Here is a 24,232-nt window from a genome sequence, read left to right on the forward strand (position 1 = left end):
TGGGCGTGTGTCCCCAGAGCGCCAACGGTATTTGGACACCCCGCCGCCGACAGTTCGGGCCTCCCGGGCCGCTCAGGCCGGCGTCGCCGGGATCCTGCCGCCGAGCACGAGCGCGAGCAGCAGCAGCCCGAGGCCGATCCGGTACACGACGAACGGCGCGAAACCGTGCGCCGAGACGTACCGGAGGAACCAGGCGATCGCCGCGTACCCGACGACGAACGCCACGACGCTCGCGCCGACCAGCGGACCCCAGGCCGGCTCGGCCGCCCGCTCGCCGGCCTCGCCCGTCGCACCCGTCGCGGCCGTCGCGGCGTGCGGCCGGACCTCGCGGTAGAGACGGTGGAGCCCGAAGGTTCCCGACACCAGGACGGCGGGAACAGCCAGCAGGAACGAGTAGCGCGCGGCCGCCTCCCGGGAGTAGCGCAGCAGGAGGCCGCCACCGATGGTCGCCCCCGAGCGGGACACCCCCGGCACCAGCGCGGCGGCCTGCGCGAGCCCGATCAGGAGCCCGTCGCGCACGGACAGCTCCGCCAGCGGCCGGCCGCCGCGCGGCGCACCGCCGATGGTCATGGCACCGCCGCGCGCCGCGCGCCGGGCCGTCAGGCTGTCGGCGGCGCCGAGCAGCGCGCCGACGCCGGCCAGGGCGCCCGCGGTCAGCCGCAGATCACGGAACCGGCCTTTGATGACGTCCTCGAAGAGGTACCCGACGGCTCCGATCGGCACGGTACCGAAAATGATCAGCCAGGTGAGCCGGGCGTCCGCGGCCAGCGCCGGATCCGGCGCTGGATTCGAGTACGACCCCGACCCCGGCCTCATCTCCGGCCCCGGTCGCGCGCCACGCGCCGTGAGCTGCCCCGGGACCGGGCCGGCAAGCGACCGCAGCCAGGCGCGGCCGAGGCGGGCGATGTCGGCGCGGAGGTAGACCATCACGGCGGCGGCCGTGCCGAGCTGGGTGACGGCGGTGAACGCGGCGCCGGGGTCGTCCCAGCCGGCCAGCGCGGCCACGACCCGCAGGTGCGCGCTCGAGGAGACCGGCAGGAACTCGGTGAGCCCCTGGACCAGACCGAGGACCGCGCCTTCCGCCCAGTTCACTGCAGGATTCCGTTCACCGGGAGCACCGTATCGGCCCGCACGCGGCCGTCGGATGCCGGCTTCTCCGCCTGGCCATCCACTCGAGCCCCGCCCGTCACCTCACGTTAACCAGGCTGGCTCACCGTAACCGCAATGCCATCTGCTGCTGGAAAGGAGGCGGGGTCATGACGGAGCTTCTCGCTGGTCTGCTCGTCGAGGCGGTCGGAACGGTGCTCGTGCTGCTGGTCACCGGGCTGGTCCGCCGCTGGCTGGGCGCTTCGCCCGCGGTGGGCGCGGTCTGACCCCACTGCCACCACGGTCGCCACGGACGCGGAGACCACCGCGATCGTCCAACCGACCGGGCCGACGGGCCGGCAGCCGAACAGGGTGCTGACCACAGGGGTCTGCACGATCCCGGCGAGCACCGCGAAGCTCCCGGCCGCCGTGGCGATCACGAGCGGGTCCCGGCCGGCCAGGGCGAGCGTCTGCCCGAGCTGCGATCCGACGACGGCCAGCAGCGCCACGGTCGAGGCCCGTCCCGGGGTGCCGGTGCGTCGGGCGACGGCCCAGGCGGCGGTCGCCGCGCCCGCGGTGGTCGCGCCGCGGAGCAGGATCGCGCGGCGCAGCGGGCCGGCGAGGATCGTGTCCGCGGAGTGCGGCGGGTCGCCGCCGCGGCCGCGCACCGCCAGCGCCATCGCGGGCGCCATGTCCGTCAGCAGGTTGACCAGCAGGAGCTGACGCGGGCTCAGCGGCGCCCGGCCCGCCACGGCCGCGCCGAGCAGCGTGAAGGCGACCTCGCCCGCGTTCCCGCCGACCAGCACCGACACCGCGTCGGTGACGGACTGCCACATCCGCCGGCCCTCGATGACGGCGTCTGCCAGCCGGTCGACGTCGGCGGTGGTGAGCAGCAGGTCGGCGGCCCCGGTCGCCGCCGCCGACCCGCGTCCCTGGACGGCGACGCCGACGTCCGCCGCGCGGATCGCGGCCGCGTCGTTGGTGCCGTCACCGGTCATCGCCACCGTGCGGCCCTGCCGGCGCAGGGTCATCACGAGCCGTACCTTCTGCTCCGGGGAGATCCGGGCGAAGACCGCGGCGGTGCTGACCCGGCGGCCGAACTCCTCGTCCCCGAGCTGGTCGAGCTCGGGCCCGGTGACGACGGCGCCGGCGGTGACGCGGAGCCCGACCTCGGCGGCGATCGCGGCCGCGGTGCCCGGATGATCGCCGGTGACGACGAGGACGCGCAGACCGGCACCGGTCAGCCGGTGGATCGCGGGGGCGGCCGTCGGGCGCGGCGTGTCCGCCAGCCCGACGAATCCGACGAGTTCCAGATCCCGCACGAGCGCGTCCGGGATGTCGACCGGCCCGCACGCCACCGCGACCCGCTGCGCCCGCGACACCGATGGTGCCGGCAGTGCCGATGGTGCGGGCGGTGCCGGGGACTGCGGGTGGAAGGGCTTCGAACGAGCCACAGCGAGCACACGCAGGCCCCGCGCGGCGAGCGCGTCGACCGTGCGGTGGGCCGCCGCGACGTCCCGGGCGGGCATCCGGCAGCGGTCGAGCAGCGTCTCCGGCGACCCCTTGACCGCCAGCACCGTGGCGTCACCGGCCTGCACCATCGTGACGGCGTAGCCACGCGCGGTCTCGAACGGCAGCTCGGCGAGTCGGCGGCCCAGCGGTTCCAGCGGCTCCGCCGCGGCCAGCACGGCACGGTCGGTGGCGTGCGGGATGGGCCCGTCCGGCCGGGGGCTCGCCGCGCCGGCGACGCGAAGAACGTCATCCCGGGACGCACCGCCCACCACCGCGACCTCGCGCAGCACCAGGCGGCCCTCGGTGAGCGTGCCGGTCTTGTCGAAGCAGACGGTGTCGATCCGGCCCAGCGCCTCGACGGTGCGCGAGGAGCGCACGAGCACGCCGAGGCGGGCGAGTCGGCGGGCGGCCGCGACCTGGGCGACCGTGGCGACGAGGGGCAGACCCTCCGGCACCGCGGCGACGGCCACCGCCACCCCCGCGCCGAGCGCCTCCCGCGCCCCGGCCCCGCGCAGCACCGACAGGGCGGTCACAGCGAGCCCGCTGGCCGCGGTCAGCGGCAGCGCGAGCCGGGTGAGATCACCCAGCCGGTTCTGCACGCCCACCGGCGCCGCCGCGCCGACCACGGCGGCGCTCGCGCGGCCGGCCTCGGTGGCCTCGCCGACGGCGACGACGATTCCCCGGCCCGTGCCGGCGAGCACGGTCGTCCCCTCGAAGAGCATGCAGCTGCGGTCGGCGAGATCGGCGGACGGCGTCGGCTCGACGGACTTGCCGACGGGGACGGACTCGCCGGTCAGCGACGCCTCGTCGACCTCAAGGGTGTCCGCGGCGAGCAGCCGCGCGTCGGCGGGGACGACGTCCCCGGCCCGCACCAGGATCCGGTCACCTGGCCGCAGCTCGTCGGCCGGCAGCACGCGGAGGCCACTGGTCGTCTCGACCCGGGCGAGCGCGAGGTGGCGCGCCATCAGTCCGCGCATCGCGGCCTCGGCGCGGGCCCGCTGCGCACCGCTGAGAACGGCGTTCGTCACCGAGACCCCGGCCACCAGCGCCGCGTCGACCGTCGAGCCGAGGACGGCGCTGGCCGCCGCGCCCACCATCAGCACCGGTACGAGCGGGTCCCGCAGGTCCGCGACGACCGCGGCGCCGAGCTCCCGGGCGCCCTTCCCGAACGACCTGACCGTCGGGTGGGCGCCGGCGCCGTCCGATCGGACCCCGCCCGGCTCCGCCGGGTCGCGCGGTGCGGCGGGCAGCCGGCGGCGCACCGCCTCCGCGTCCAGCGCATGCCAGTCCGTACGCCGCACCGGCGCCGGCGGTGGACGTCGGTCCGCGCGGGACGCGGCCACGAGACCCTCCGCCATCGAGCTGACCGCGGCGGCGCTCACCGGGCCGCCCCGGGCCAGCGCTCCGGCCAGTGAGCGGCCTGGACGTCCGGAGGCTCCCCCACCGACGACGGTGGTCAGGGCGGACAGCGCCGAACCGGACACCGCCAGGGAGGCCGCCCGGCGGCTGGTCGCCCGGGCCGGCACCGGGTACTGCAGCACCCGCCACACATCGGCGAGCCCGCGCACGCAGAGCAGGTCCGCGCACCAGGGCGGCCGCTCCCCGGGACGGACAAGCCCGACACCGACGTCGGCGACGTGCAGCGCGTCCGTGTCGGAGCCGCAGCCGACCACGAGGACGACCGCGCCTCTGGCCTGCGCCCGCCACACCTCGGTCGCCAGATCCGTCCCGCCGCGTACCCGTGCGTCGACGAGCGGGGTGAACTCGGCGGTGCTGACGTGCTCGCCGAGCAGGACGCTGCCGCAGGCGCGCGCCGCCCGCAGCACCGCCTCCGCGTGCCCGTCCGTCTCGACACCGACGAGCCCGCTCACCACGGGCCGGGTGCCGCGCAGCTCCACGGGCAGGCCGTCGGGGTCGGCCGCCCGGCGGGCCCCGCGGGCGTGCGCGGCGACGAGCCGGACGGCGCCGTCCCGGGCCACGACCGCGCCGGGGCGGAACGGGCGCCACACGTCCAGCCCGTCCACGAGGGCGTCGACGACCGTCCAGCTGGGGCCGTCCGGTGCCGAGAGCACCCGCGCCGCGCCGGACAGCAGGGCGGCCGGCGACACCACCACGGTGTCGACACGGTCGAGGCGGCGCAGGCACGACCGCTCCAGCGCCAGTACGTCGTGACCGGCCAGCCGGCGGCCCGCCGTCGCGGCGAACACCTCCCGGCCCAGCCACGCGGCGCGGGGAACGGTGGTGAGGAGCAGGTCGCCGGCGAGTACCGGCGACCCGGACACCGCCAGGGTCGCCGCGCCGAGTGCCAGCCCGGCCGCGGCCATCCGGTCGGCGCACCGCTCCACCGGGCCGGCCGGCAGCGGGCGCGGCCGTCGCTCTCGCGCGACCTCACCGAGACGGCCGAGGGCCGCGTTGTGCGCGCCGCGGGTCGCCCGGCCCAGCTCGGGTTCGAGCCGGGTGAACGCGGCCCGCGCGGCGAGGAGCTCTCCCAGCGTGGCGCAGCGGTGCGCCGCGCCCACGAGGATCATGTCGGGGCTCTGGCTGAGCGCGGCGACCCCCGCGTTCGCCAGGCCGATCGCGAGGTCGGTGCCCGTGCGGCCGAGCCCGCGCTCGACGGCGCGCCGGGCCCGCGGCTGGTGGTCGACCAGCGCCACGGCCGCGGCGGCGGCGCGCGGCACCGCCGGCAGCCGCAGCAACCGTCCGGCCACGGCGAAACCGAAGGCGGCGGCGTCCACGCCGAGCGCGACGAGCTCGGCGGCGACCGGTCCGGGATCACCGGGGTGCCCGTTCCGATCCTGCCCCCGCGGCCGGGCGTGCGGCCCCCCGGCTGACAGGGCTTCTGTCGACAGGGCTCTGGTCGACGGGGCTTCGGTGGCGGGCCGCGGTCGCGCCGCGGCGGCGTTCTCCACCTCGGCCACGGCGTCGATCACGTCAGCGACGTCGACCGCGTCAGCGTCGAAGGCGACCAGGAGACGACCGAGGCCCTCGTCGACCTCGGCCCAGTCGACTCCCTCAAGCGCCCGGACGGCGGCGGCCGCGTGGTCGTGCACGTCCCGCCGGAGCAGCTCGACGTGGGCGGAGCCAGCGCCGCACCACACCGCGCGGGGCCGCCGCGACGGCCGGTGAAGCTCCGCGACAAGCGCCCGCGCGGCGCTGCGAGGCGAGGGCAGCGGGAGGCGCCCCACCACCGGTCAGGCGCTCGGCGAACGGTGGCCGGTGCCGCCGTCGCGGCCCGCGCTCACGGGCCGGCTGTGCTGGGAGACATAGGTACCCGCGGCGATCGCGGCCGCGATCGGCCACTCGATGATCTCGATGGCGGCCAGCGCGCCAAGGCCCGCGTAGTAGGCGGTCCGCTTCGCCGACGGGAGGGCGAGCGGCCCGATCCGGACGCCGTCGGTCCGCGGTGGCGGCGCCACCTCCAGCCGCGCGGTGACATAGGGCAGGCGCATGACAACGACCCGCCCCGCCCGCTCCCTGCGCCCACGAAACAGCTTCTGGACGGCGGTGACCGCCGACGCGGCCGCTTCGGGAACCGTGCCAGCCGCCCGGGACACGACCGACCGGGACGTCGTCGACCGGGCCCCTGCCGGCCGGGCCCCTGCCGGCCGGGCCGCCGCCGCCCGAGCCACCGCCGGCTGCGCGGGCTGTGGCGCCGCCGTGCGCGTCGACCGCCCCCGGGTCGCGGCGGCGCGTTCCGACTTGGGACCGCTCCCCGTCGGACGGGTCGTGCTCCCACGCGCCGTTGTGCTCCGCGCGCTGGTCGTCCGCGCCGTAGTGCTCCGCGCGGCCGTGCTCCGTGCCGTGCCCGTGCGGGACGCGCCCGCCCGCGAGCCTCGGGCGGAGGTGGACCGGCCGGACGCCGGGCCCGCTGTCGAGGCCGCGGCAGTCGAACTCGCGGCAACGGGCGAGCTCGTCGCGGTGGGCGAAGACGGGGCAGGCGAGCCGCCGGCGGGCGCGGTCACGGCGGGCGAGCTGGTGGAGGCCGGCTCCGTGGCGGGCGGGCGGGGCGCCGTGTGCTGGTCGGTACCCGCCTCGTCAGCCCGGGTGGGAGCGCTTCCCGACCTGGTCGCCGCCGAGGCCGTGGCACTCGCCGGCGGCACGGCGTAGAAGGGAGGGGTGACCGCCTGGATCGACTCCGGGCGACCGACCGAGCCACTGATGGCACCGGCGCCGTTACTGGACGTGCCGGTCTCCGATGAACTGGTCGCCATGGTCCCGTTCCCTCCGTCGCGCGTCCCGAAGCAGCAAGCCTAGGTTAGATCATTATTACCCAGCGTATATTACTGATGACGGAGCGTCGAAACCACCGGGTGACGCGACGGCTGAGCGACGAGGACTGAACAGCGCGGACCAGGGCTGGACGACGGCGTACCCGTCCAGGATCTCCGCGTCGGGGACGCATCCGGCGGGGGCCACCGAAGCGTGTTGGCCGAGCCACCTCATACGTCAGCGGGACAACTCGGATCAGAACGGCCCGGGCCGGTTCGACGTGAGGGCTGAATGACGGCGCAGCAGAATGACCGGGGGCGGGGACGGAGCCTCCGCACACGGCCGACGATGACACGCGGTCAATCGCAATGCGAGGCCGACCGCAGCACACAGCTGACCACGGCACGTGGCCGACTGTGCCATACGACCAGCCACGGCACGAGGCCGCGAACGCCACGGGATCGACGAAAACGGTACCCGTCGACGACTAATCGCGTGCGTTCACCAGGCGTAGTCGGGCAACGACCTCATGACCGGCCTGATAAAGCGCAGAAAAGGCATGTCCCGGTTCGCAGAGGTCCTTCTCCGACAGGTCCAGGTATCGGCGACCAACATACGTGAGAGCACGGAAGGTCACCCGCCCGGACTCCGGGACAGGCGCTCGCTCCGAGTCTTCGCCGAAGGTGTCGAGGTGTGCTCCGACGACCGAGAGGAAATGGCGGGTCGCGGCGACCACGACACGGTGTGCACCACCGCCCACCAGGCCGCCACCGGCACTCGTGTAGAGGCTGGTGGTGCCATCGGCCAACGAGACAACCGTGGCTGTGCCCTCGGTCATCCCGCTTTCCATCAGCGCACCCCACACTACGGTGCCATCTATGGGACGACGCATTCCCTCGACCGCGGGATCAAGGGTGAGAACACCCTCGCGAAGTCGATGGAACAATAGTGCACAGTTGTCGGAGCGAAGAGGCACGCGGCTACCGAGCATCGTCCAAATCGTAGTGGGGGAACCCGGGTCCGTCCCAGCATCCAACCGAATCCGATCCCTAATGATCAGTGCTGACCACACTTATTGGTGGTGGGGTCGGCCGCGTGCGGACCACACGCGACTCCAAGGTCACCGTCAGGCATCACGCCGGTCTGCGGCCGTGACCGCGTCCGGCCCCTCGGGGCCAGATCCGGGCAACAGACCCGGGCCACGGACCCGGGAGGCCACCCGGGCCGAGCCGCACCTCGAGGAGGAACGAATCAGTCACTTAAGGCACACTTTCGACCCGTGAGTGTCCGGAGCACCACGGTCAGCCGCGACGGCGAGCCTCCGCCGTACACCCCGGCGGCCGACCACGGCCGTCCCGCGACGCCTACATGGTTCCTGATCTGCGCCGTCATGTGTGTCTGCCTGTGCGCGGCGGCCGGGGTGGGTGCCATCGCCGTGGTCGAGCGGCGCGCCCACGCTGTGTCGGCGATCAGTAGGCAGACGATGGCCGGCACCCAGGCGTCCTGGGACATCCACCGGCACCTGGCTGAGGCGGCGGCGGCCGAGGCCTCGACGTTCCTCGGGATCAGCACCACGCCGGGCGCGGCTCCCTACGACGACTTCGCCGCCGCGATGCGGGCCGCGAACGAGGCGATGGTGCGGGCCGGAGCCACCACCGATCCGGGGTCCGGCGGCCTCGCCTGCCCCGGGCAGGAGCCCCCCGCCACCGTCAGGCCGAGTCCGACCAGCTCCGGCCCGACCAGCTCAGCCACAGCCGGAGCCGGAGCGGCCGGAGCCAGTGGCGGACCAGGCAAGGGCGGATCAGGCAGGGGCGGCGCCCGGTCCGCGGCGCCGCCGAGCAGCGAGGCCGCGGCCGCGGCGCTGGCCACGCTGGTCTGCCTCACTCCGGTGTACACGCGCTACGTCGGCGAGGCCCGTGCCAACGACCGCATGGGCATGAGCGTCGGCGGAGCCTACCTGCGCATGGCCAACTCGCTCATGAACGACCACCTCCTGCCCGCCAGCGCGACACTCGCCCGTTCCCACACGGAGGATCAGGCGCAGGCGTTCCGGCGCGCGACCCGGGCGGGCGACGTCGCGGGGCTGGCCGTGGTCGCGTTACTCGCGCTCGCGGCGCTGGCGGCCGCCCAGGTGCTCGGCGTGCTGTGGACCCGCCGATGGCTGAATCCGGGCCTTCTCGCCGCCACGCTCCTGGTCACGGTGGGGATCATCTGGCCGCAGGCAGCCCTGGCCACCGAGCGGGCGAAACTGGCGAGCGCCCGGTCCGAGGGCTATGACGTCCAGGCGATGCTGGCTCGGGTCCGCCATCTCGCGCTGCGCGCGGAGGGGGACGTTCTCTACTGGCGGATCGCTCAGGGCGGTGAGATCGTCTTCGACGCCGACTTCGACCAGACCGCCGCGCAGCTCGCCTGCGCCGCCCGAGGCCGTGAGCCGGGCACCACACCCCTGAACGAACCGAGGGCCCTGAACGAACCGAGCGGTGCGGGCGCGGCGAGCGCGGCGGAGGAAGGCCTGCCCGGACCGCACGAAGCGGCGACTCGCGACCCGAATCTCGTGCGCTGGTGCGGTCCGGCGACGGCCCGCCCGCTCGATCCTGGCATCGTCAAACTCGTCGACACCGCCCGCCAGGCTGGGGCTACCGCGATCGACGCGCCGGTCGGCGATTCAACGCCCAGGGCCACGGGTCGGTTCATGGAGCTGGACAGGGCGCTGACGAAGGCGGACGGCGTGGCCGAGGCACGGTTCGGCACCGAGGTCGCCGGGGCCGGCGACGCGCTGCGCGGCGTGGCCGCCGGCGCGGGGGCGCTGTTCCTGCTCGCGGCGGTGCTGGCCGCCGCCGGGCTGGCGCCGCGGATCCGGGAATACGGGTGAGACGCGCCGCGCTGGTGGCGGCGGCGCTGATGACCGCAGCGGCGCTGGTCGGGTGCTCGACCGTTTCCGGTGACCTGCCCCGCGCGGCCGACCAGCCATGGGAGCCGCTGGTGACCGCGTCGGCCGAGGCGGCCGAGGCAACCCAGGAGGCCCGTCCTGAGGCTGCGGTGCCCACGAACCTCGTCCCRCCCGCCGACGCCGGGGACTTCGTGTCGGRAGGCTCACTCGACAGGATCCGCAAACGCGGCTTCCTACGGGTGGGTGTCTCGCGCGACACCCAGACCCGCGGCGCGTGGAGTCCGGTGTCGCACCGGTTCGAGGGCTTCGACGTCGAGCTCGCCCAGCGGATCGCGGAGGCCCTGTTTGGTCCGGGTACGGCGGACGAGAAGGTGCGGTACCGCCCGGTCAGCTACGCGGAACGCCTGCCGGCGGTCGAGAACGGGGAGGTGGACATCCTCGTCAGCACCCTGACCTACTCGGAGTCACGGGCCGAGCGTGTGGGTTTGTCCGCGGCTTACTTCACCGCCCATCCACGGCTGCTCTCCCATCGGGAGAGCACGCGCTCGAAAGCGGGGCCCGGCATCGACTCCCCGGAGGAACTCGCCGGGAAACGGGTGTGCGCCCCGCGGGGGACGACGACGCTGACGAACCTGGAGAATACCCATCAAACCCATCCCACGTTCGAGATCGTGGATCACCTTAACGAGCTGTCCGACTGTCTGGTTGCCTTCCAGCAGGGTGAGGTCGACGTCGTGGCCGCGAACGACGCGAGTCTGGTGGGGATGCTGGAACAGGATGCCACCGCCGTACTCGGAACGTTCTCAGTCGGGCGGGACGAGTACTACAGTGTCGCATTCGAGCGGGACGACACCGAGCTCGCCGGATTCGTCAACGGGGTTTTGGAGCGTCTACGGCGTGACAAGCCGGAGTGGCTGAAATTATGCGAGAGGTGGAAGGCTCCCGAGATGCCCTGCGAGGAGTCGCTGCCACCCGAGCCGCAGTGGGCGCGCTGACCAGGCACGGGGCGGATGGTACCGGTGGTGGGGACCGCCCGGCGGCGCCCGGGAAAGGGGGATGGGTGGTGACCGGTGAAGACCGGACAGTCTCGGCGGGCGGGATCGCCCGCGACCTGACGGCCGCCCGCGAGCAGCTCGCCAGCCTCAGCGACCTCGTACGCGAAGCGCTCGACTCACCCAAGCACGTGCGTGGCCGGATCGTCGCGCCGGTCGGCCTGGTCACCTTCGCCGACCGCGACGTGCTGGAACAGGACGGCGTGGGCCTGCGCCCATGGCTCGACGACCTGGCCGCCGCCGCGCTCGGGGGCCGGCGCGACGGCGACGTCGCCCGTGGCCTCGCCGAGTGGCGTGAGCTCGCCGTCAGCACCGAGCAGGCCGCGCGGGCGGTGACGAGCGCGAACGCGGTCGGGCTGAACCAGCGCCGTGAGCTGCGTGGACGTCTCGCGGCCGTGCACGGGAAGGCCGCCCGGCTGGGGCTGGCCGAGGACGAGGAGCTCTCCGCGCTGCACGCACGGGCGTTCGAGGAGCTCTACCGGGCGCCCACCGACCTGGCCGAGGCCGAACGGCTCACCATGGCCTACGTCCGCGCCCTGCACAGCCGGGACGTCCGAGCCGAGGGGCCGGGCCGGTGAGCGAGCCGACGGGTGTCGCGTGCGTCCGGCCCGGCTGTGTCGGCGGGGTCATCATGACCAGCGGCTTCTGCAACCGGTGTGGCGCGCCCGGCCCGGAACCGGCATCGGAGACGGAAACAGAGTCGGGACCGGCACCGGTAGTGGTACCGGCACAGGCGGCGCCACCGGAACGAGAAGCCGTACCGGATCAAGCGGCGCCACCGGAGCAGGAAGCCGAGCAGCCAACGGAACAGGGAGCTGAACAGGCACCGGAACAGGGAGCCGAGCAGGCGCCGGACACCGCCGATCCCGTGCTGGTCACCACCCAGCCGATCAGCGTCTCCCGCCCGGCCGCCAAGGATCGCGACCCGCTGCGCCTGCCCGTCCGGCGCGACGTCGTCGTGGCGAACCGTCCCGTGCTGCTGTCGAGCCCGAACGTGCCGACGAACCTGCGCGAGTGTGCCGCGTGCGGTACCAGGGTCGCCCGGCCCGGCCCGGAGGGCGCCGTCGAGCTGGAGGGTGTCTGCCCGCGCTGCCGGCAGCCGTACTCGTTCACGGTCAAGCTCGCGGCCGGCGACCACGTCGGGCAGCAGTACACCGTGCACGGCGCGATCGGCCACGGCGGGATGGGCTGGGTGTACGCGGCGACGAACGACAACCTGGGTGACGACGACATCCAGGCCTGGGTGGTGCTCAAGGGCCTGCTCGACGTGGCGAACCCGGAGGCGCGGCGGATCGCCGAGGTGGAACGGCGGATGCTGATCTCCGTCAACCACCCGAACATCGTGAAGATCCGTGACTACGTCTCGCACCAGGGCGAGGACTACATCGTCATGGAGTACGTCCCGGGAGTGTCGCTGTCCCGGCTGGCCGAGACCCAGCCGCCCGGCCCGGACGGGCGGCCGCGGCCGCTGCCCCCCGCGGACGCCATCCGTTACCTGCTGCGGCTGCTGCCCGCACTGAGTCACCTGCACCGGCGGGGGCTGGCGTACTGCGACCTCAAACCGGACAACATCATGGTCAGCACCGAGCAGGTCACGCTGATCGACCTCGGCGGCGCGCGGCGGCTGGACGACCAGTTCTCCAGCTTCCTGTCGACGCCCGGCTACCGCGCCCCGGAGCTGGAGGAGGGCGAGTTCCGCCCGGCGGAGGTGACCCGGCACAGCGTGCCGACCGTCGCCTCGGACGTCTTCGCCGCCGCCCGCACGCTGGCCCGGCTCGTCCTCGGCCGGTTCCCGGGCTTTTTGGACGTCCACCGGCACGGGCTGCCGCCGCGGGGTGAGCACGCGCCGCTACTCGAGTTCGAGTCCCTCGACCACCTGCTGCGCCGGGGCACGGCGAGCGACCCGGCCGACCGGTTCGCGACCGTCGCCGAGTTCGCCGAGGAGCTCACCGGGGTGCTCTACGAGATCGCCTCGCGCACCGAGGGGAACGTCCCGCCGCTGGCCAGCCGCTGGTTCGAGCCGGATCTGCATCCGACGGGCGAAGCCGACGACGGCCACGGCGAGGCCGACGAGCCGCCGACGGTCTGGGAGATCCTGCCCGACCTGCGGATCGACGCGGACGACCCGCAGGCCCGGGTGCTCGCGACGACCCCCGGGGAGGACCCGGCCGCGCTGGCCGACCGGCTCGCGGAGGTCGCGCAGCCGACCCGGCAGACGCGGCTGGCACTGGCCCGCGCCCAGATGCGCGCCGGCTACACCGACAAGGCCGAGGTGACGGTGCGGGAGCTGGCCGCCGCCTACCCGCGGGAATGGCGGGTGACCTGGTGCCAGGGCCTGCTCGACCTGGCAGCGGGGCGATCGACGCAGGCCGCCGAGGCGTTCGAGAAGGTCTACGCGCGCATGCCCGGCGAGCTGGCGCCGCGGCTCGCCGTCGCGACCGCCAGTGCCGACGCCGGCGACCGGGCCCGCGCCGCCGAGCTGTTCGATGTCGTCAGCCAGGTCGACCCGGCGATCACCAGCGCCGCGTTCGGGCTGGCCCGCTGCCTGGACGACCGGGACGGCAAGCTCGACGCCTACCGTCGGGTGCCGGCGTCCACGCACGCGTACACGGCCGCCCGAGTGCGGATGATCGGCGTGCTCGTCGGCTCGCACCTGCGCCCCGAGCAGGCCGGCGCGGTGCCGGTCGTGGTCTCCCTGGACGACCTGCGCAGCGCCGAGGCCATCCTCGAGAGCTCCCGGCCGCGGCTCGGTCTCGACCGCCGGCGCCGCGCCGAGCTGCGGCTGGACATCCTCGCCGCCGCGCTGCGCATGGTCGGCGCCGGCCCGCCGGGGCCGACCCGGACGGGGCCGAAGCAGGTATTCGGGCGCAGGCTCGTCCCCCGTGAGCTGCGTCTCGGGCTCGAAGCGGCGTACCGGGACATCGCCCGGCTGGCCGGTGACCGCCGCGAGCGCATCCGGTATGTCGACGCGGCGAACCGGATCCGCCCGCGGACCCTCTGGTGATCGGCGGGGCGACGTGATCGGTTTTCGGGTCGACGTCTACACCGACGAATACCTCCCGGACGGCGTCACCGAAGCGGATGCCCTGCTCACGGTCTGCGCCGAGGATGACGGCGCACCGGGCGAGCCGGACGTCGAGCACGTCGAGGTGATCGTCATCGACTGCTCGGGGTCGATGAGCACACCCGCCACGAAGATCTACGCCGCGCGGCGGGCCGCGTGCGCGGCCGTGGACGGCCTGCGCCCGGGGACGCTGTTCGCCGTGATCCGCGGCACCGGCACCGCCCAGGTTGTCTACCCGCCGGGCGGYGGCCTGGCCCGCGCCGCCACGGACACCCGCGACCAGGCCCGGCGGACCATCAACCGGATGAGCGCCGCCGGGGGCACCGCGATCGGGAGCTGGCTGCTGACGGCCCGGGACCTGTTCGCCGGCCATCCCGACGCCGTCCGGCACGCCATTCTGCTGACCGACGGGCGGAACGAGCACGAGAGCGCCGCGGACTTCGCGGACGCGCTGGCCGCGTGCCGGGGGCACTTCCAGTGCGACAGCCGGGGCGTGGGCCGCGGCTGGGTCGCCGCCGAGCTCACCGCGGTGTCCGACACCCTGCTGGGCACGGCCCGCGACATCGCCGACCCGGCCGACCTGGTCGCCGACTTCCAGGCGATGACGAAGGCGGCGATGGCCCGCGCGCTGCCGGCGGTCTCGCTGCGGGTGTGGATCCCGCACGGGGCACGGATCAGCACGTTCAAGCAGGTGCATCCCACCCTCGAGGACCTGCTCGAACGCGGGACGGCCGTCGGCGGGCAGGAGACCGAGTTCCCCACCGGGGCGTGGGGCGCCGGCTGCCGTGACTACCACCTCTCCGTCTCCGGCCTGCTCCCGCACCGGATCACCCGACCGAGCCGGCTCGCCCGCATCGCGGTCGTCACGGACGGGCGGCGGCTGGCCGGTGGGGACGTCCAGGCGATGTGGGCCGCGGACGAGCAGCTGCACACCCAGGTCTCCCGGGAGGTGCGGCACAGCAGGGGTGTGATCGACCTGGCGGAGGCGATCAGGCTGGGCATGGCCGCGCGGGGCCGCGGCGACCTCGCCGCGGCCGGCGCGCACCTGGGCCGCGCGCTCGACCTGGCCCGCGCCAGCCACGATCAGGCGACGGCCGAGATTCTCGAGCAGGTGGTCGAGGCCGACCCGGCCGGGGACGCGCCGGCCGGGGACGCGCCGTGGGTGCGGCCCGACGTCGACCCCCACCTGTTCGAGGTGCTCGAGGTCCGCTACCGGTTCACCCGGGCTCTCGAGCCGAGGAGGGCGCGGTGAGCACGGAAACCGGCCCGGCCGACGGTGACGGGGACAGCCCGCACAGCGAGGGCGAGGACGGGCCGGCCTACCGCCCGCCGACCGGATGGCTGGCCGGCCCCGGCCCGGGGCGGGCCTATCCCACCCCTGAGCCGTCCGGGGCAACCACCCAGCATGCCGCCGGCCGCGGCGGGACGACCGGGCGGCGCACCGATCCGGACACAGACGACGACCCCGACGAGGTGCCGGACGACCCCGACGACTACGCCGACGGCGAGCCCGCGGACGACCTGCCCGCAGGCGATGCCGGCATCGCCGGCGCCGGGCCGGGCGGCCCCCCGGCCGCGGCGGGCGGGCTCGCCCTGGCCGGCTCCGGGGAGCCGCCGGCACCACGGGCCGGCCGCGGACGGCCCCCGCTGGGCAGCTGGGACCCCGACGACAGCTTCGCCCCTCGGTTCCCGCGGGCCGAGGCGACGCCGGCGCACTGCCCGCACTGCCGGGCCCGCCCCGCGCCGACCGACCGGTTCTGCCTGCGCTGCCGGTACGAGTTCGCCACCGGCCGGCGTCCGGTGGTGCCGCGGGTATACCCGGCACCCGCCGCGTCGCCGCGTTGGGACGCGGTCGTCGAGGTCGACGAGGCCCACTTCGCCCGGGTGATCGGGGACGGTGTGCGCCTCCCCGAAGGCCGTCTCCCCTGGGTGGTCCACCTGGACGGGCCGGAGATCCTGATCGGCGCCGGGCCGGATGGCCCGCCGGCGGGCGTCGACCTGTCCGGGCCGGTGGACGACCCGGCGGTGTCCGGGCGGCACGCGAGCCTCGTCCGGCAGCCGGACGGCGGCTACGCCGTCGTCGACCACGGCTCCCTCAACGGGACCAGGGTGAACGACAGCAGTCAGCCGATCCCGGCCGGGCACCCCGTCTCGCTGCGTGACGGGGACCGGGTGTTCGTCGGCGCCTGGACCCGGATCACGATCCGCCGCCCGTGACGAGCACGCCGTCCGGCCAGTTCGGCTGGATGGCGTTCGGGGGCACGCCCGGGACCCGCAGGACGTCGCGCAGGTAGCGGGTGTGGAGCCTGTTCCAGGTCGGGCCGGTCATCATGTCGAGCAGCACCCGGTTGACGAAGGCGACGAAGGCGTCGTCGGCGGCCCGGTTCGCCGCGGCCTCGGCCGGGGAGAGGCCCGGCGCGAGATCCGTCCGGCCGATCGCCACGCCGTAGGGCTCGTCGAGGCCGGCGCGGCCCGCCGGGCCCAGAACGCCGTCGAACGCCTCGGGACCGAGGACGGTGACGGTGGCGTCCTCGGCACGCATCCCGGCGAGGATCGTGTCGTCGGTGGCCACCGCGTCCACCTCACCGCGCTGGAGCGCGGCCAGGCAGTCCACGATCCCCACCCGGTTCACCGCGATCGGCCGGCCGGGGCCGCGCACCAGGTTCGCGATCTTCTCGAACGAGGTGCTTCCCTGCGACGAGCAGACCGGCCGTCCAGCGAGGTCACCGACGGTGCGCAGGCCCGCGCCGGCCGGCACCAGGATGCGCATCGCGGCCTCGTAGTACACCCCGGAGAAGCGGACCCGCTCCTTGCGGGCGCAGGTCATCGTCATCGTGCCGGTGACGATGTCGACGGTGCCGTCGGCGACCAGCGCCTCCCTGTCCCGGGTGTCGACCGCGCGGAACTGCACCAGTTCGGGGTCGCCGAGAATGGCCCCGGCGATCTCGCCGGCGATGGCCGGGTCGAAGCCCTCCACCTCCATGGTGCGCCAGTTCATCGACCCGAACGGCGGGGCCACCGTGGTCACCCCGACGCGAAGGTAGCCGTACCGCCGGATCGCCTCGATCCGCGATCCGCGCGCTCCCGGCGGCGGCAGGGCGGCGAGCGGGGGCACACTCGCGCGGGCGATGCAGGGCTGCGCGGACGGACCCGGCTGGCCTGGTGTTGACGAGGGCCCCGCCGAGCCGGCGGCCGCCCCGGGACGGGCCGGGGCGGCGACGCCGTCGGCGGGCGGCAGCGGCCGAGCCTGGCGGGGCAGCGGACTGCCCGTCGTCGCGCACCCCGGCAGCGCGGCCAGCCCCAGCCCGATCCCGAGCGCGACGAGAACGGCGACGACACGGGCGCGTCTGTTCACAGGTACTCCCGGACGCGGGCACTGATCCCGATCACGCAGCAGGACGCCGCGGTGAGCAGGGCGATCGGGAGGACGGCGGCGAGGAGGCGCACGTCGGCGGCCCCGGCGTCCACCTCACCGTTGAAGCCCTCGAGATGGGCGCCCACCAGCCCGTCCACCCGGGTGATGAACCGGTCGAAGTGCTCCGACCGCAGGGTGACGCCGACGACGTCGTCGAAGACGTCCGGACTGCCGGCGCCGGCGGTCGGGCGCGGGGGCCGCCGCAGGGTCGCCACCACCTCACCACGCTCCCGCAGCCAGGCGGTGAACTCCGCCGCCAGCTCGGCGCGCTCGGCGGGGAGCTCGGCCAGAGCGGCCGAGAGGGCACCCGCCGTCGGGGTGGGGCGGCCGTCCAGGCCGTAGCCGAGGCCGGCGACCGCGCGCTGGAAGCACGCGTCGGCGCCGTCGCCGTTTCCCAGCGACGCCAGGGACAGGTACTCGCAGGTCCGCGCCTCGAGGGCGAGAGTGCGCGAGGCGGCCAGCAGGGTCATGGGCACGAAGTCACCCCGCTGCGCGGCGGACAGCCGGCTCTGCTGCCCGCCGAGCAGGACCAGGCAGGCCACGGCGACCGCACCGAGCACGCCGGTCGCGGCCAGCAGGCCGGCGTTGAGGATCCGCCGCGTGCGGCGGTACACGTACACCTGTGCGCCGACGAGGGCGACCAGCGCACAGGCCAGCACGAGGAGCAGCAGATCCTCGCCGTGGCCGCCGGTCGCCCGGCGGTAGTCGGCGTCCACCCGGTCGCCGTAGGCGGTGACCAGCAGGTTCGTCTGGCCGAGGATGCTCGTCGCCATCAGGTCGGACGCCAGCCGCTGGTAGGAGCCGCCGACCGTGTTTCCCGCGCGGGTGTTCGCCGACGCCTCGGCGACCAGCCCCACGTACTCCGGGATCAGGGTCGCGATCCGGTCCATCGCGCAGTGCGACGTCGAACCGGGTGCGCGGGCCGACTCGCACTCCCCCGGGTCGACCTCGCGCAGTTCGAGCAGCGCCGTCGTCGCCGAGCGCACCGCGGCGCTGTACTGGTTGGGGGCGGCCGGCCCGTCCCCGGCGGGAGCCGTGTCGTCACCCGCGAGCCCGGAGACGGCGGCGTCCCCGCTGTGGTCACCGGTGTAGTAGCCGCCGGCCTTCACCTCGTCGTAGTTCTCCCGGCGCTCCGCGGGCGACGACGGGCGGGACGGCACGAGGTCGACCCAGGAGAAGACGTTCGCCGCGGCGGTCGCGTCCGCCCGGGCGAGGGCCGCCCGCAGCCGCTCGGCGATGATCAGCGCAGCCGCGGACCGCTCCCGGATGCTCTCCGTCGCGTCGAGACGCTGGGCGACCACCGCGCGGCTCACCGTTCCCGCGAGCAGGAGCGCCCCGATCAGCACCGCGAGGACCCCGACGAACCGCGAGCCCGCGCCGACAGCGAGAAACTGGCGAACGGACCGGACGGCAGCCGGAGCCTGCATCGTCACAGTCGCGCATCGTACACAGTTCGCACAATCACCGCAGCCGCAGTACCTGCCGCCGGCGGACGTCCGATCACGACCCGGTGAACCGCCAGGTGGGGGGGTCGCCGGGCCGCTCGTGCACGAGCCCTCGCCGTTCGAGCGCCCGCAGGTGCGCGAGCGCCTCGGAGACGGCGCTGCGCTTCATGAAACCCCCGATCTCGTCCCACGGCCGCGACCACGTCATGAGCCGGGCGACCTCCCAGGCGGTGGTCGCGCCGGGACGCAGCGCGGCGATCACCTCGGCGAACCGGTGCTCGTGGTGCAGGCGCAGCTCGGCCAGCCGGGACGACAGGCCCTCGAAGCGGTACTCGTGCGCGGGCAGCGTGCCCTCCGCGGGCAGGGCGTCGACCTTGTCCAGCGAGCGCAGGTAGTCGCCCAGCGGGTCGTCCGCGACACGCGCCTCGAACGGGATGTTCGGCGTGATCCGCGGCAGCACGTGGTCGCCGGAGAGCAGCAGCCGGTTGGCCGGCTCCCAGAAGCACAGGTGGCCCGGGGAATGGCCGGGCGTCCAGACCGCGCGCAGATCCCAGCCGGGCACGTCCGGGCGGTCCCCGTCCTCGAGCAGGATGTCCGGCTGCGGCAGCGCGGGCAGCGGGCCGGGCGGCAGCATGTCGACGGTGAAGTCCCGCAGGGCGTCGGCGGGCGCGCCGGCCCGCACCATCCCCTCGTTGACGGCCYGGAACAGCTCCATGGGGTCGGTCGGATGGTCGCGCAGCAGCGCGGCGTCCGCCGGGTGCAGCGCGATCCACGCCCCGGACGCCTCGCGCAGCCGGCCGGCGAGACCGTAGTGGTCGGGATGCATGTGGGTCGGCATGATCCCGCGCAGGTCCGTGACGGCGTAGCCGGCCGTGGCCAGGCCCGCCTCGACCGCCGCGTAGGCGGCGTCGGTGTCCCAGCCGCTGTCGATCACGTAGGCGCCGTGATCGGTCTCGAACAGGTAGACGAAAACGTGGCTCAGGCCGGACGTCGGCAACGGCACCGGAATGCTCCACAGGCCGGGCCGGAGCTGTTCCACGGGCGGCAGGCCCACCCCGGGGCGCCGCGCCACGGCGGTCACGAGCCGATCACCGCCAGGCGGCGGCCGGGCTGCGTCATCGGGCTTGCGGCGTGGAGGCCCCGGCCTTCAGGCCGGGGAGGAAACGCCGTCCCACACTGGAACGCATGTTCGTATCCTTTCGGTAGAATGCGGCATGTCCCGATTCCGGCTTTACCCGGCGCCCGAACAGGTCGCTGTGCTGGAATCCCACTGCGGCCATGCGCGGTTTGTGTGGAACCTGGCCGTGGAACAGCAGTCGTGGTGGACGCCGCGACGCGGGCCGGCACCGAACTACAACGAGCAGTCCCGGCAGCTCACCGAAGCGCGGCGCGAGTTCCCGTGGCTCGCCGAAGGGTCGCAGACCGTTCAGCAGCAGGCGTTGCGGGACTTCGCGCAGGCCATGGCCAACTACTTCCGGGGCAGTCACCGGAAGCCGACGCTTCGGAAACGTGGCCGGTCGGAGGGGTTCCGGAACGTCGCCGTCAAACCCTCGGACATTCGGACCGTCAACCGGCGCTGGTCCGAGGTGAAGGTACCCAAGGCCGGCTGGGTGCGTTTCCGCCGCTTGCGGACTGTCCCGGACGCGAAGTCCTACCGGGTCACCGGGGATCGGGCCGGCCGGTGGCATGTGGCGTTCGCCGCGATCCCCGAACCGATCGACGCATCGGGTACCGGTGAGACCGTCGGCGTCGACCGTGGGGTGGCCGTGTCGGCGGCGCTGTCGACGGGCGAGCTGCCGTCCTGCCCGGGACTGCGGCCCGCAGAGGCCGGGCGGCTGCTCAGGCTGCAACGGCGCCGCGCCAAGGCGAAGCGCGGTGGCAACCGGCGCGGCCGTCTGACAGCCCAGATCGCCCGGGTGAAGGCCCGCGAGGCGGACCGACGGAAGGACTGGGTGGAGAAGACCAATACCGGCCTTGCCCGCCGGTTCGACCTGATCCGCGTCGAAGACCTGAAGGTGAAGAATATGACCCGCTCGGCGCGGGGCACCGTGGAGGCGCCGGGGAGGAACGTCCGGCAGAAAGCCGGCCTGAACCGGGCCATCCTGGCGAACGGTTGGGGCCTGCTGGTGCAGCGCCTTGAGGACAAGGCGCCCGGCCGGGTAGAGAAGATACCCGCCGCGTACACCTCTCAGTGCTGTTCTGTCTGCGGGCATGTCGCCGCCGAGTCGCGTGAGAGCCAAGCGCGATTCGCCTGCGTCGCCTGCGGATATGAGGACAACGCCGACGTGAACGCGGCCAGGAACATCGCGGCGGGACACGCCGTGACCGCGTGGGGAGGCGTCGGATTGCCGAAGCCTGTGAACCGCGAACCTCAACTAACCGCACCTCCTCCGGTCGCTGCGTGATTAGTTGGAATCCCCGCCCTTTAGGACGGGGAAGATGTCAACCGATCACTCTCCCGCTCCGGCCCGCACGACGTCACAAGTACCGCGAGTGGGACTGGTACCGCCGACGGCGGACGGGCAGCGGTCGCCCGCTCCCGGCCGGCCGGAGCCGCACCAGACACAGAGAGCGAACAGCCGAAACGATATTAGGTACCTGTTTAACACTACTAAACGACCGGTAGCGGGGGCCATGCACGCGCAGTGGTGCGGTCACGGTCAGGCTGGGTCAATCAGCGCGACGACCGCGCCAGCAGCCGGTGGGGTCATGACCTGCACGGCCGCGCGTCTGACCGGGTGGACACCTGCTTACGCCGCCGCGCATAGCGCGCGGGCCTGCCCGTCGCGTAGCGCGTGGAAGACGAACGTGAGCAGCTTGCGGGCCACGGCGACCTTGCCGATGTTGGTGCCGCGGCGGGCACCGACCCGGGTCTTGGTCGGGCCGAGGATCGGGGTCGTGGCGGGCAGGAGCTGGACCGCTTCGATCGCGGCCCAGCGGACGAGGGTGGAGCCTTGTTTGGTGATGTGCCCGCGGTGCACGGTGGTGTCGGACTCGCGGTGGCGTTCGCGGCCGCCATCATCGCTGTCGCCGTCCTTGCGGGCGGCCGCGCCGACAGCCGGGCGACGGTACTGGCCGCGGGGGCGCCTCCCACCGAGCTCCCCGCCGCAGGCGGCCCCTCGATCCAGCTGCACTACGTCGACACCCCGCGGCTGCTGACGCTCACCGACACCGACCGGGCCGCGGCCGCTGTCGGCTGTCCCACGCCCAGTGGCGCGCCACCGGTCCTGCTTGCCCTGACCGACCGGTGGGGCACCAAGGTCCTTGCCGCGCAACGAGACTCCGCAGCGCTGTGCCGGGTTCTCGCCGATCCGGCCGGCGCCCCCGACCTCACCCGCACCAACGGCCCGCGTCTGCTGTGGACGAGCAACCACCGGCACGACCTGTCCGGCCCGCAGACCAGCCCTGTCGAGCTGTTCACCTGGGACACAGAATCCTTCGGCGTCGTGGRCCAGTGGGCTGTGGACCGGTGGGCCGTCGGCCGGGTGTCCTCCCGGGTGGTGCTGCTGGTCGCGGCGCTCCCCACCGGGGAAGCCGTCGTCGTCCCGTTCGACCGCGCCACCGGCACCTTCATCGCGCGCATCCAGACCGTGAGCGCGGCCGTGGTCCCGACCGATGATCAGGCGACCGCCCGTCTCCCGCTGATGCTCTATGCCTACGGCCCCGACGGCACGCTGCTCTACCAGTCCGTAGCCGTCCCGCAGCCTGCCGTGACCCGGTTGCCTCAGCCGACGCCCATGCCGGGCGCTGCCGGGCAGACCGCTGCACCAGCCCGACCCTCCACCTAGCGTCGGCTGCCGTCCGCATCAACCTCGCCAGCGGCGGCCGTGCGTGCCCTGCTTCGAACGCCGCCTCGGCCGGCCGCTGACCGTCAGCGACCTGTAGACGGTCCAGGGGTGCGGCGCAGATTTCGGCAGGATTGAACGCTAAAGATTGATCTTTGCCGAGACGACCTTGATGTACGGTCGCTCGGCCTGCCTCTCGGACGCCCCGTCCGGGCGGCGACCGGCCCGGACGAAAGGTGTGACAGTGACCGAACAGCCTTACCCCAACGTTCTCTACTCCAAGGAGGCGGCGACGTTCATGATGGCGATCGCCGCGCTCCAGCGGGCCAACGGCATGCGACTCGACGACGCGATCGAGTACGGCATCGAGAAATACTGGGAGTACGCCCACCACGGTCCACACAGTGGCGACCCACAACGCGGGTCCGGCGACCTCGACTGGTGGCGCCAGTTCATGCGGGCGGTCGGCGGGCCGGCGTAGGGTCCGCACATCTGTCCCTTGGACGACGATCTTCGCCGGTTGCGGCGGGCTTGACCGCCGCCAGCGCCTGGATCGAGAACGCGATCGACACGGGCGACCGGCCCGTCGTCCACGGTCGTCGAGACGGGTTGCCGAGAGTGCGGGCAACGAGCGCCAGGAGCCGGGTTGCCGAAACCGGATCCGGGTTCACCGGGAGGGCGCAGGGACGGTTGCCGCAACGTGCGGGGGGCCGATGGATGCCCCGGCTGGCAGCACGGTGGGGGGACGACGTTCGGGACGGTCCCAGTTCGGAGTAGAAGCGGTGGGGATCGAACCGGCGGACGATGCCATGTTCGGCGAGCGCGCCGCCTGGCAGTACGACTTCTACGACGACGGCCTACCCGTGAAGAACCCGAGCGTTTCTTCGCCGTGCGCGACGACGACGGTGCACTCATGGGTTTCTACTTCTTCGAGTTGCACGGCGACGCGCGCGCCGTGGAGTTCGTCGACACGGAAAAGCCCGGCTGAGCACCGGCGTCGCCCAGCCGGGCTCGGTCGGTCATACCGCACGGGCACGCCGGCGACGTTGGCCAGGTACCGGCGACAGCGGGAGGGGCTCCGTCACGACGAACGCTGTGACGGCACGGACAGCGGGTCGGCACCCAGCCCGCGACCCGGATCGTGCGCCGGGCGGTCCCGAAACCCACAAACCGAAACTCTCAACCGATCGTGTCGGGTGGTCGGGGTGATGGTGGTTGGGGGTGGTGGTCGTGGGGGGTGGGCGGGTCGGGTTGGTAGATGACGAGTCCGCCGGTTTGTGCGCGTTTGGCGGTGTACATGGCCAGGTCTGCCTGGTGGATCAGGATGTCGGGGGTCGCGGGTCGGGTGCTGGTGCTGGTGCTGTCGAGGGTGACCAGGCCGAGGCTGGCGCGGGGGGTGTAGGGCCGCCCCGCCAGCAGGCAGGGGGCCTGGACGGCGGTGGCGAGCCGTTCGCCGATACGGCGGGGGTCGTCGGGGCCGCCGCCGTCGAGGATGACGCCGAACTCGTCGCCGCCGAGGCGGGCGACGGTGTCGACCGCGCGGGTTTCCGCGCGTAGCCGGTCGGCGCTGATCTGGAGGAGTTCGTCGCCGACGGCGTGGCCGAAGGTGTCGTTCACCTTTTTGAAGCCGTCAAGGTCGAGGAACAGGACGGACACCGTGTCCTCGCCGGAGGTGACGGCGGGGGTGTGGGTGGTGTCGCTGTCGGTGCCCTGGGTGAGGGCTCGTTGCAGCCGGCGGGTGAACAGTGTCCGGTTCGCCAGGCCGGTCAGCGGG

At 74.0% G+C, this 24,232-nt stretch carries 19 protein-coding genes; 10 read left to right on the forward strand and 9 right to left on the reverse strand.

Features of this window, described 5'->3' with window-relative positions:
• Positions 1 to 72: 72 nt before the first annotated feature.
• The 3 genes from BBK14_RS19220 to BBK14_RS19230 all read right to left on the reverse strand — a co-directional run bounded on the left by BBK14_RS19220 (position 73) and on the right by BBK14_RS19230 (position 6,047).
• The gene (locus tag BBK14_RS19220; protein WP_071064482.1) at positions 73 to 1,092 is read right to left on the reverse strand and encodes an undecaprenyl-diphosphate phosphatase; all 1,020 of its coding nucleotides are present in this window, start codon (positions 1,090 to 1,092) and stop codon (positions 73 to 75) included.
• A 104-nt stretch (positions 1,093 to 1,196) separates the two neighbouring features.
• The gene (locus BBK14_RS19225; protein WP_071064485.1) at positions 1,197 to 5,786 is read right to left on the reverse strand and encodes a cation-translocating P-type ATPase; all 4,590 of its coding nucleotides are present in this window, start codon (positions 5,784 to 5,786) and stop codon (positions 1,197 to 1,199) included.
• A 3-nt stretch (positions 5,787 to 5,789) separates the two neighbouring features.
• Positions 5,790 to 6,047 (reverse strand): hypothetical protein, encoded by a 258-nt coding sequence (locus tag BBK14_RS19230; protein WP_235013972.1) that lies wholly within the window; start codon positions 6,045 to 6,047, stop codon positions 5,790 to 5,792.
• Here BBK14_RS19230 and BBK14_RS37825 point away from each other — a divergent pair.
• Positions 6,046 to 6,705, forward strand: coding sequence for a hypothetical protein (locus BBK14_RS37825; protein ID WP_198541341.1), 660 nt, complete (start codon positions 6,046 to 6,048; stop codon positions 6,703 to 6,705). The genes BBK14_RS19230 and BBK14_RS37825 overlap by 2 nt on opposite strands.
• 589 nt (positions 6,706 to 7,294) lie before the next feature.
• On the opposite strand, the gene BBK14_RS19240 is transcribed toward BBK14_RS37825, so the two are convergent.
• Positions 7,295 to 7,645, reverse strand: coding sequence for a hypothetical protein (locus BBK14_RS19240; RefSeq protein ID WP_241831662.1), 351 nt, complete (start codon positions 7,643 to 7,645; stop codon positions 7,295 to 7,297).
• A 441-nt stretch (positions 7,646 to 8,086) separates the two neighbouring features.
• Between BBK14_RS19240 and BBK14_RS19245 the strand changes: the two genes are divergently transcribed.
• From BBK14_RS19245 to BBK14_RS40320, 6 genes are all read left to right on the forward strand, one after another.
• Positions 8,087 to 9,679 (forward strand): hypothetical protein, encoded by a 1,593-nt coding sequence (locus tag BBK14_RS19245; protein WP_241831663.1) that lies wholly within the window; start codon positions 8,087 to 8,089, stop codon positions 9,677 to 9,679.
• Positions 9,676 to 10,692, forward strand: a complete 1,017-nt coding sequence (locus BBK14_RS19250; RefSeq protein ID WP_071064492.1) for a glutamate ABC transporter substrate-binding protein — start codon at positions 9,676 to 9,678, stop codon at positions 10,690 to 10,692. Before BBK14_RS19245 ends, BBK14_RS19250 begins: the two co-directional genes overlap by 4 nt.
• Before the next feature lie 68 nt (positions 10,693 to 10,760).
• Positions 10,761 to 11,327, forward strand: coding sequence for a hypothetical protein (locus BBK14_RS19255; protein ID WP_241831664.1), 567 nt, complete (start codon positions 10,761 to 10,763; stop codon positions 11,325 to 11,327).
• Positions 11,324 to 13,753 (forward strand): serine/threonine-protein kinase, encoded by a 2,430-nt coding sequence (locus BBK14_RS19260; protein WP_241831665.1) that lies wholly within the window; start codon positions 11,324 to 11,326, stop codon positions 13,751 to 13,753. Before BBK14_RS19255 ends, BBK14_RS19260 begins: the two co-directional genes overlap by 4 nt.
• 13 nt (positions 13,754 to 13,766) lie before the next feature.
• Entirely contained in the window at positions 13,767 to 15,065 is a 1,299-nt protein-coding gene (locus tag BBK14_RS19265; protein WP_071064494.1) for a vWA domain-containing protein, read from the forward strand.
• Positions 15,062 to 16,030, forward strand: a complete 969-nt coding sequence (locus BBK14_RS40320; protein ID WP_071064496.1) for an FHA domain-containing protein — start codon at positions 15,062 to 15,064, stop codon at positions 16,028 to 16,030. Before BBK14_RS19265 ends, BBK14_RS40320 begins: the two co-directional genes overlap by 4 nt.
• On the opposite strand, the gene BBK14_RS19275 is transcribed toward BBK14_RS40320, so the two are convergent.
• The 3 genes from BBK14_RS19275 to BBK14_RS19285 form a co-directional block, all read right to left on the reverse strand.
• Complete coding sequence (locus BBK14_RS19275; RefSeq protein ID WP_071064498.1) at positions 16,011 to 17,168, reverse strand: transporter substrate-binding domain-containing protein; 1,158 nt, start codon at positions 17,166 to 17,168, stop codon at positions 16,011 to 16,013. The genes BBK14_RS40320 and BBK14_RS19275 overlap by 20 nt on opposite strands.
• Positions 17,165 to 18,655 (reverse strand): hypothetical protein, encoded by a 1,491-nt coding sequence (locus BBK14_RS19280; protein WP_241831666.1) that lies wholly within the window; start codon positions 18,653 to 18,655, stop codon positions 17,165 to 17,167. The genes BBK14_RS19275 and BBK14_RS19280 overlap by 4 nt, the downstream gene beginning before the upstream one ends.
• Before the next feature lie 73 nt (positions 18,656 to 18,728).
• The gene (locus BBK14_RS19285; RefSeq protein WP_071064502.1) at positions 18,729 to 19,754 is read right to left on the reverse strand and encodes an MBL fold metallo-hydrolase; all 1,026 of its coding nucleotides are present in this window, start codon (positions 19,752 to 19,754) and stop codon (positions 18,729 to 18,731) included.
• 133 nt (positions 19,755 to 19,887) lie between these two features.
• Between BBK14_RS19285 and BBK14_RS19290 the strand changes: the two genes are divergently transcribed.
• Entirely contained in the window at positions 19,888 to 21,078 is a 1,191-nt protein-coding gene (locus BBK14_RS19290; RefSeq protein WP_071064504.1) for an RNA-guided endonuclease InsQ/TnpB family protein, read from the forward strand.
• A 345-nt stretch (positions 21,079 to 21,423) separates the two neighbouring features.
• Here BBK14_RS19290 and BBK14_RS19295 read toward each other — a convergent pair whose 3' ends face one another.
• Positions 21,424 to 21,654 (reverse strand): hypothetical protein, encoded by a 231-nt coding sequence (locus tag BBK14_RS19295; protein WP_071064506.1) that lies wholly within the window; start codon positions 21,652 to 21,654, stop codon positions 21,424 to 21,426.
• On the opposite strand from BBK14_RS19295, the gene BBK14_RS38995 reads away from it, so the two are divergent.
• On the forward strand, positions 21,649 to 22,461 hold the full coding sequence (locus BBK14_RS38995; RefSeq protein WP_198541343.1) for a hypothetical protein: 813 nt from the start codon (positions 21,649 to 21,651) through the stop codon (positions 22,459 to 22,461). The genes BBK14_RS19295 and BBK14_RS38995 overlap by 6 nt on opposite strands.
• A 241-nt stretch (positions 22,462 to 22,702) precedes the next feature.
• Entirely contained in the window at positions 22,703 to 22,939 is a 237-nt protein-coding gene (locus BBK14_RS19305) for a hypothetical protein (protein ID WP_071064510.1), read from the forward strand.
• Between the two features lie 698 nt (positions 22,940 to 23,637).
• Here BBK14_RS19305 and BBK14_RS19310 read toward each other — a convergent pair.
• Positions 23,638 to 24,232 (reverse strand): GGDEF domain-containing protein (locus BBK14_RS19310; protein ID WP_131802349.1); only part of this gene is annotated, 595 nt, incomplete at its 5' end.

Origin of the sequence: Parafrankia soli, from assembly GCF_001854695.1 — a bacterium.
GTDB classification, from domain to species: domain Bacteria; phylum Actinomycetota; class Actinomycetes; order Frankiales; family Frankiaceae; genus Parafrankia; species Parafrankia soli.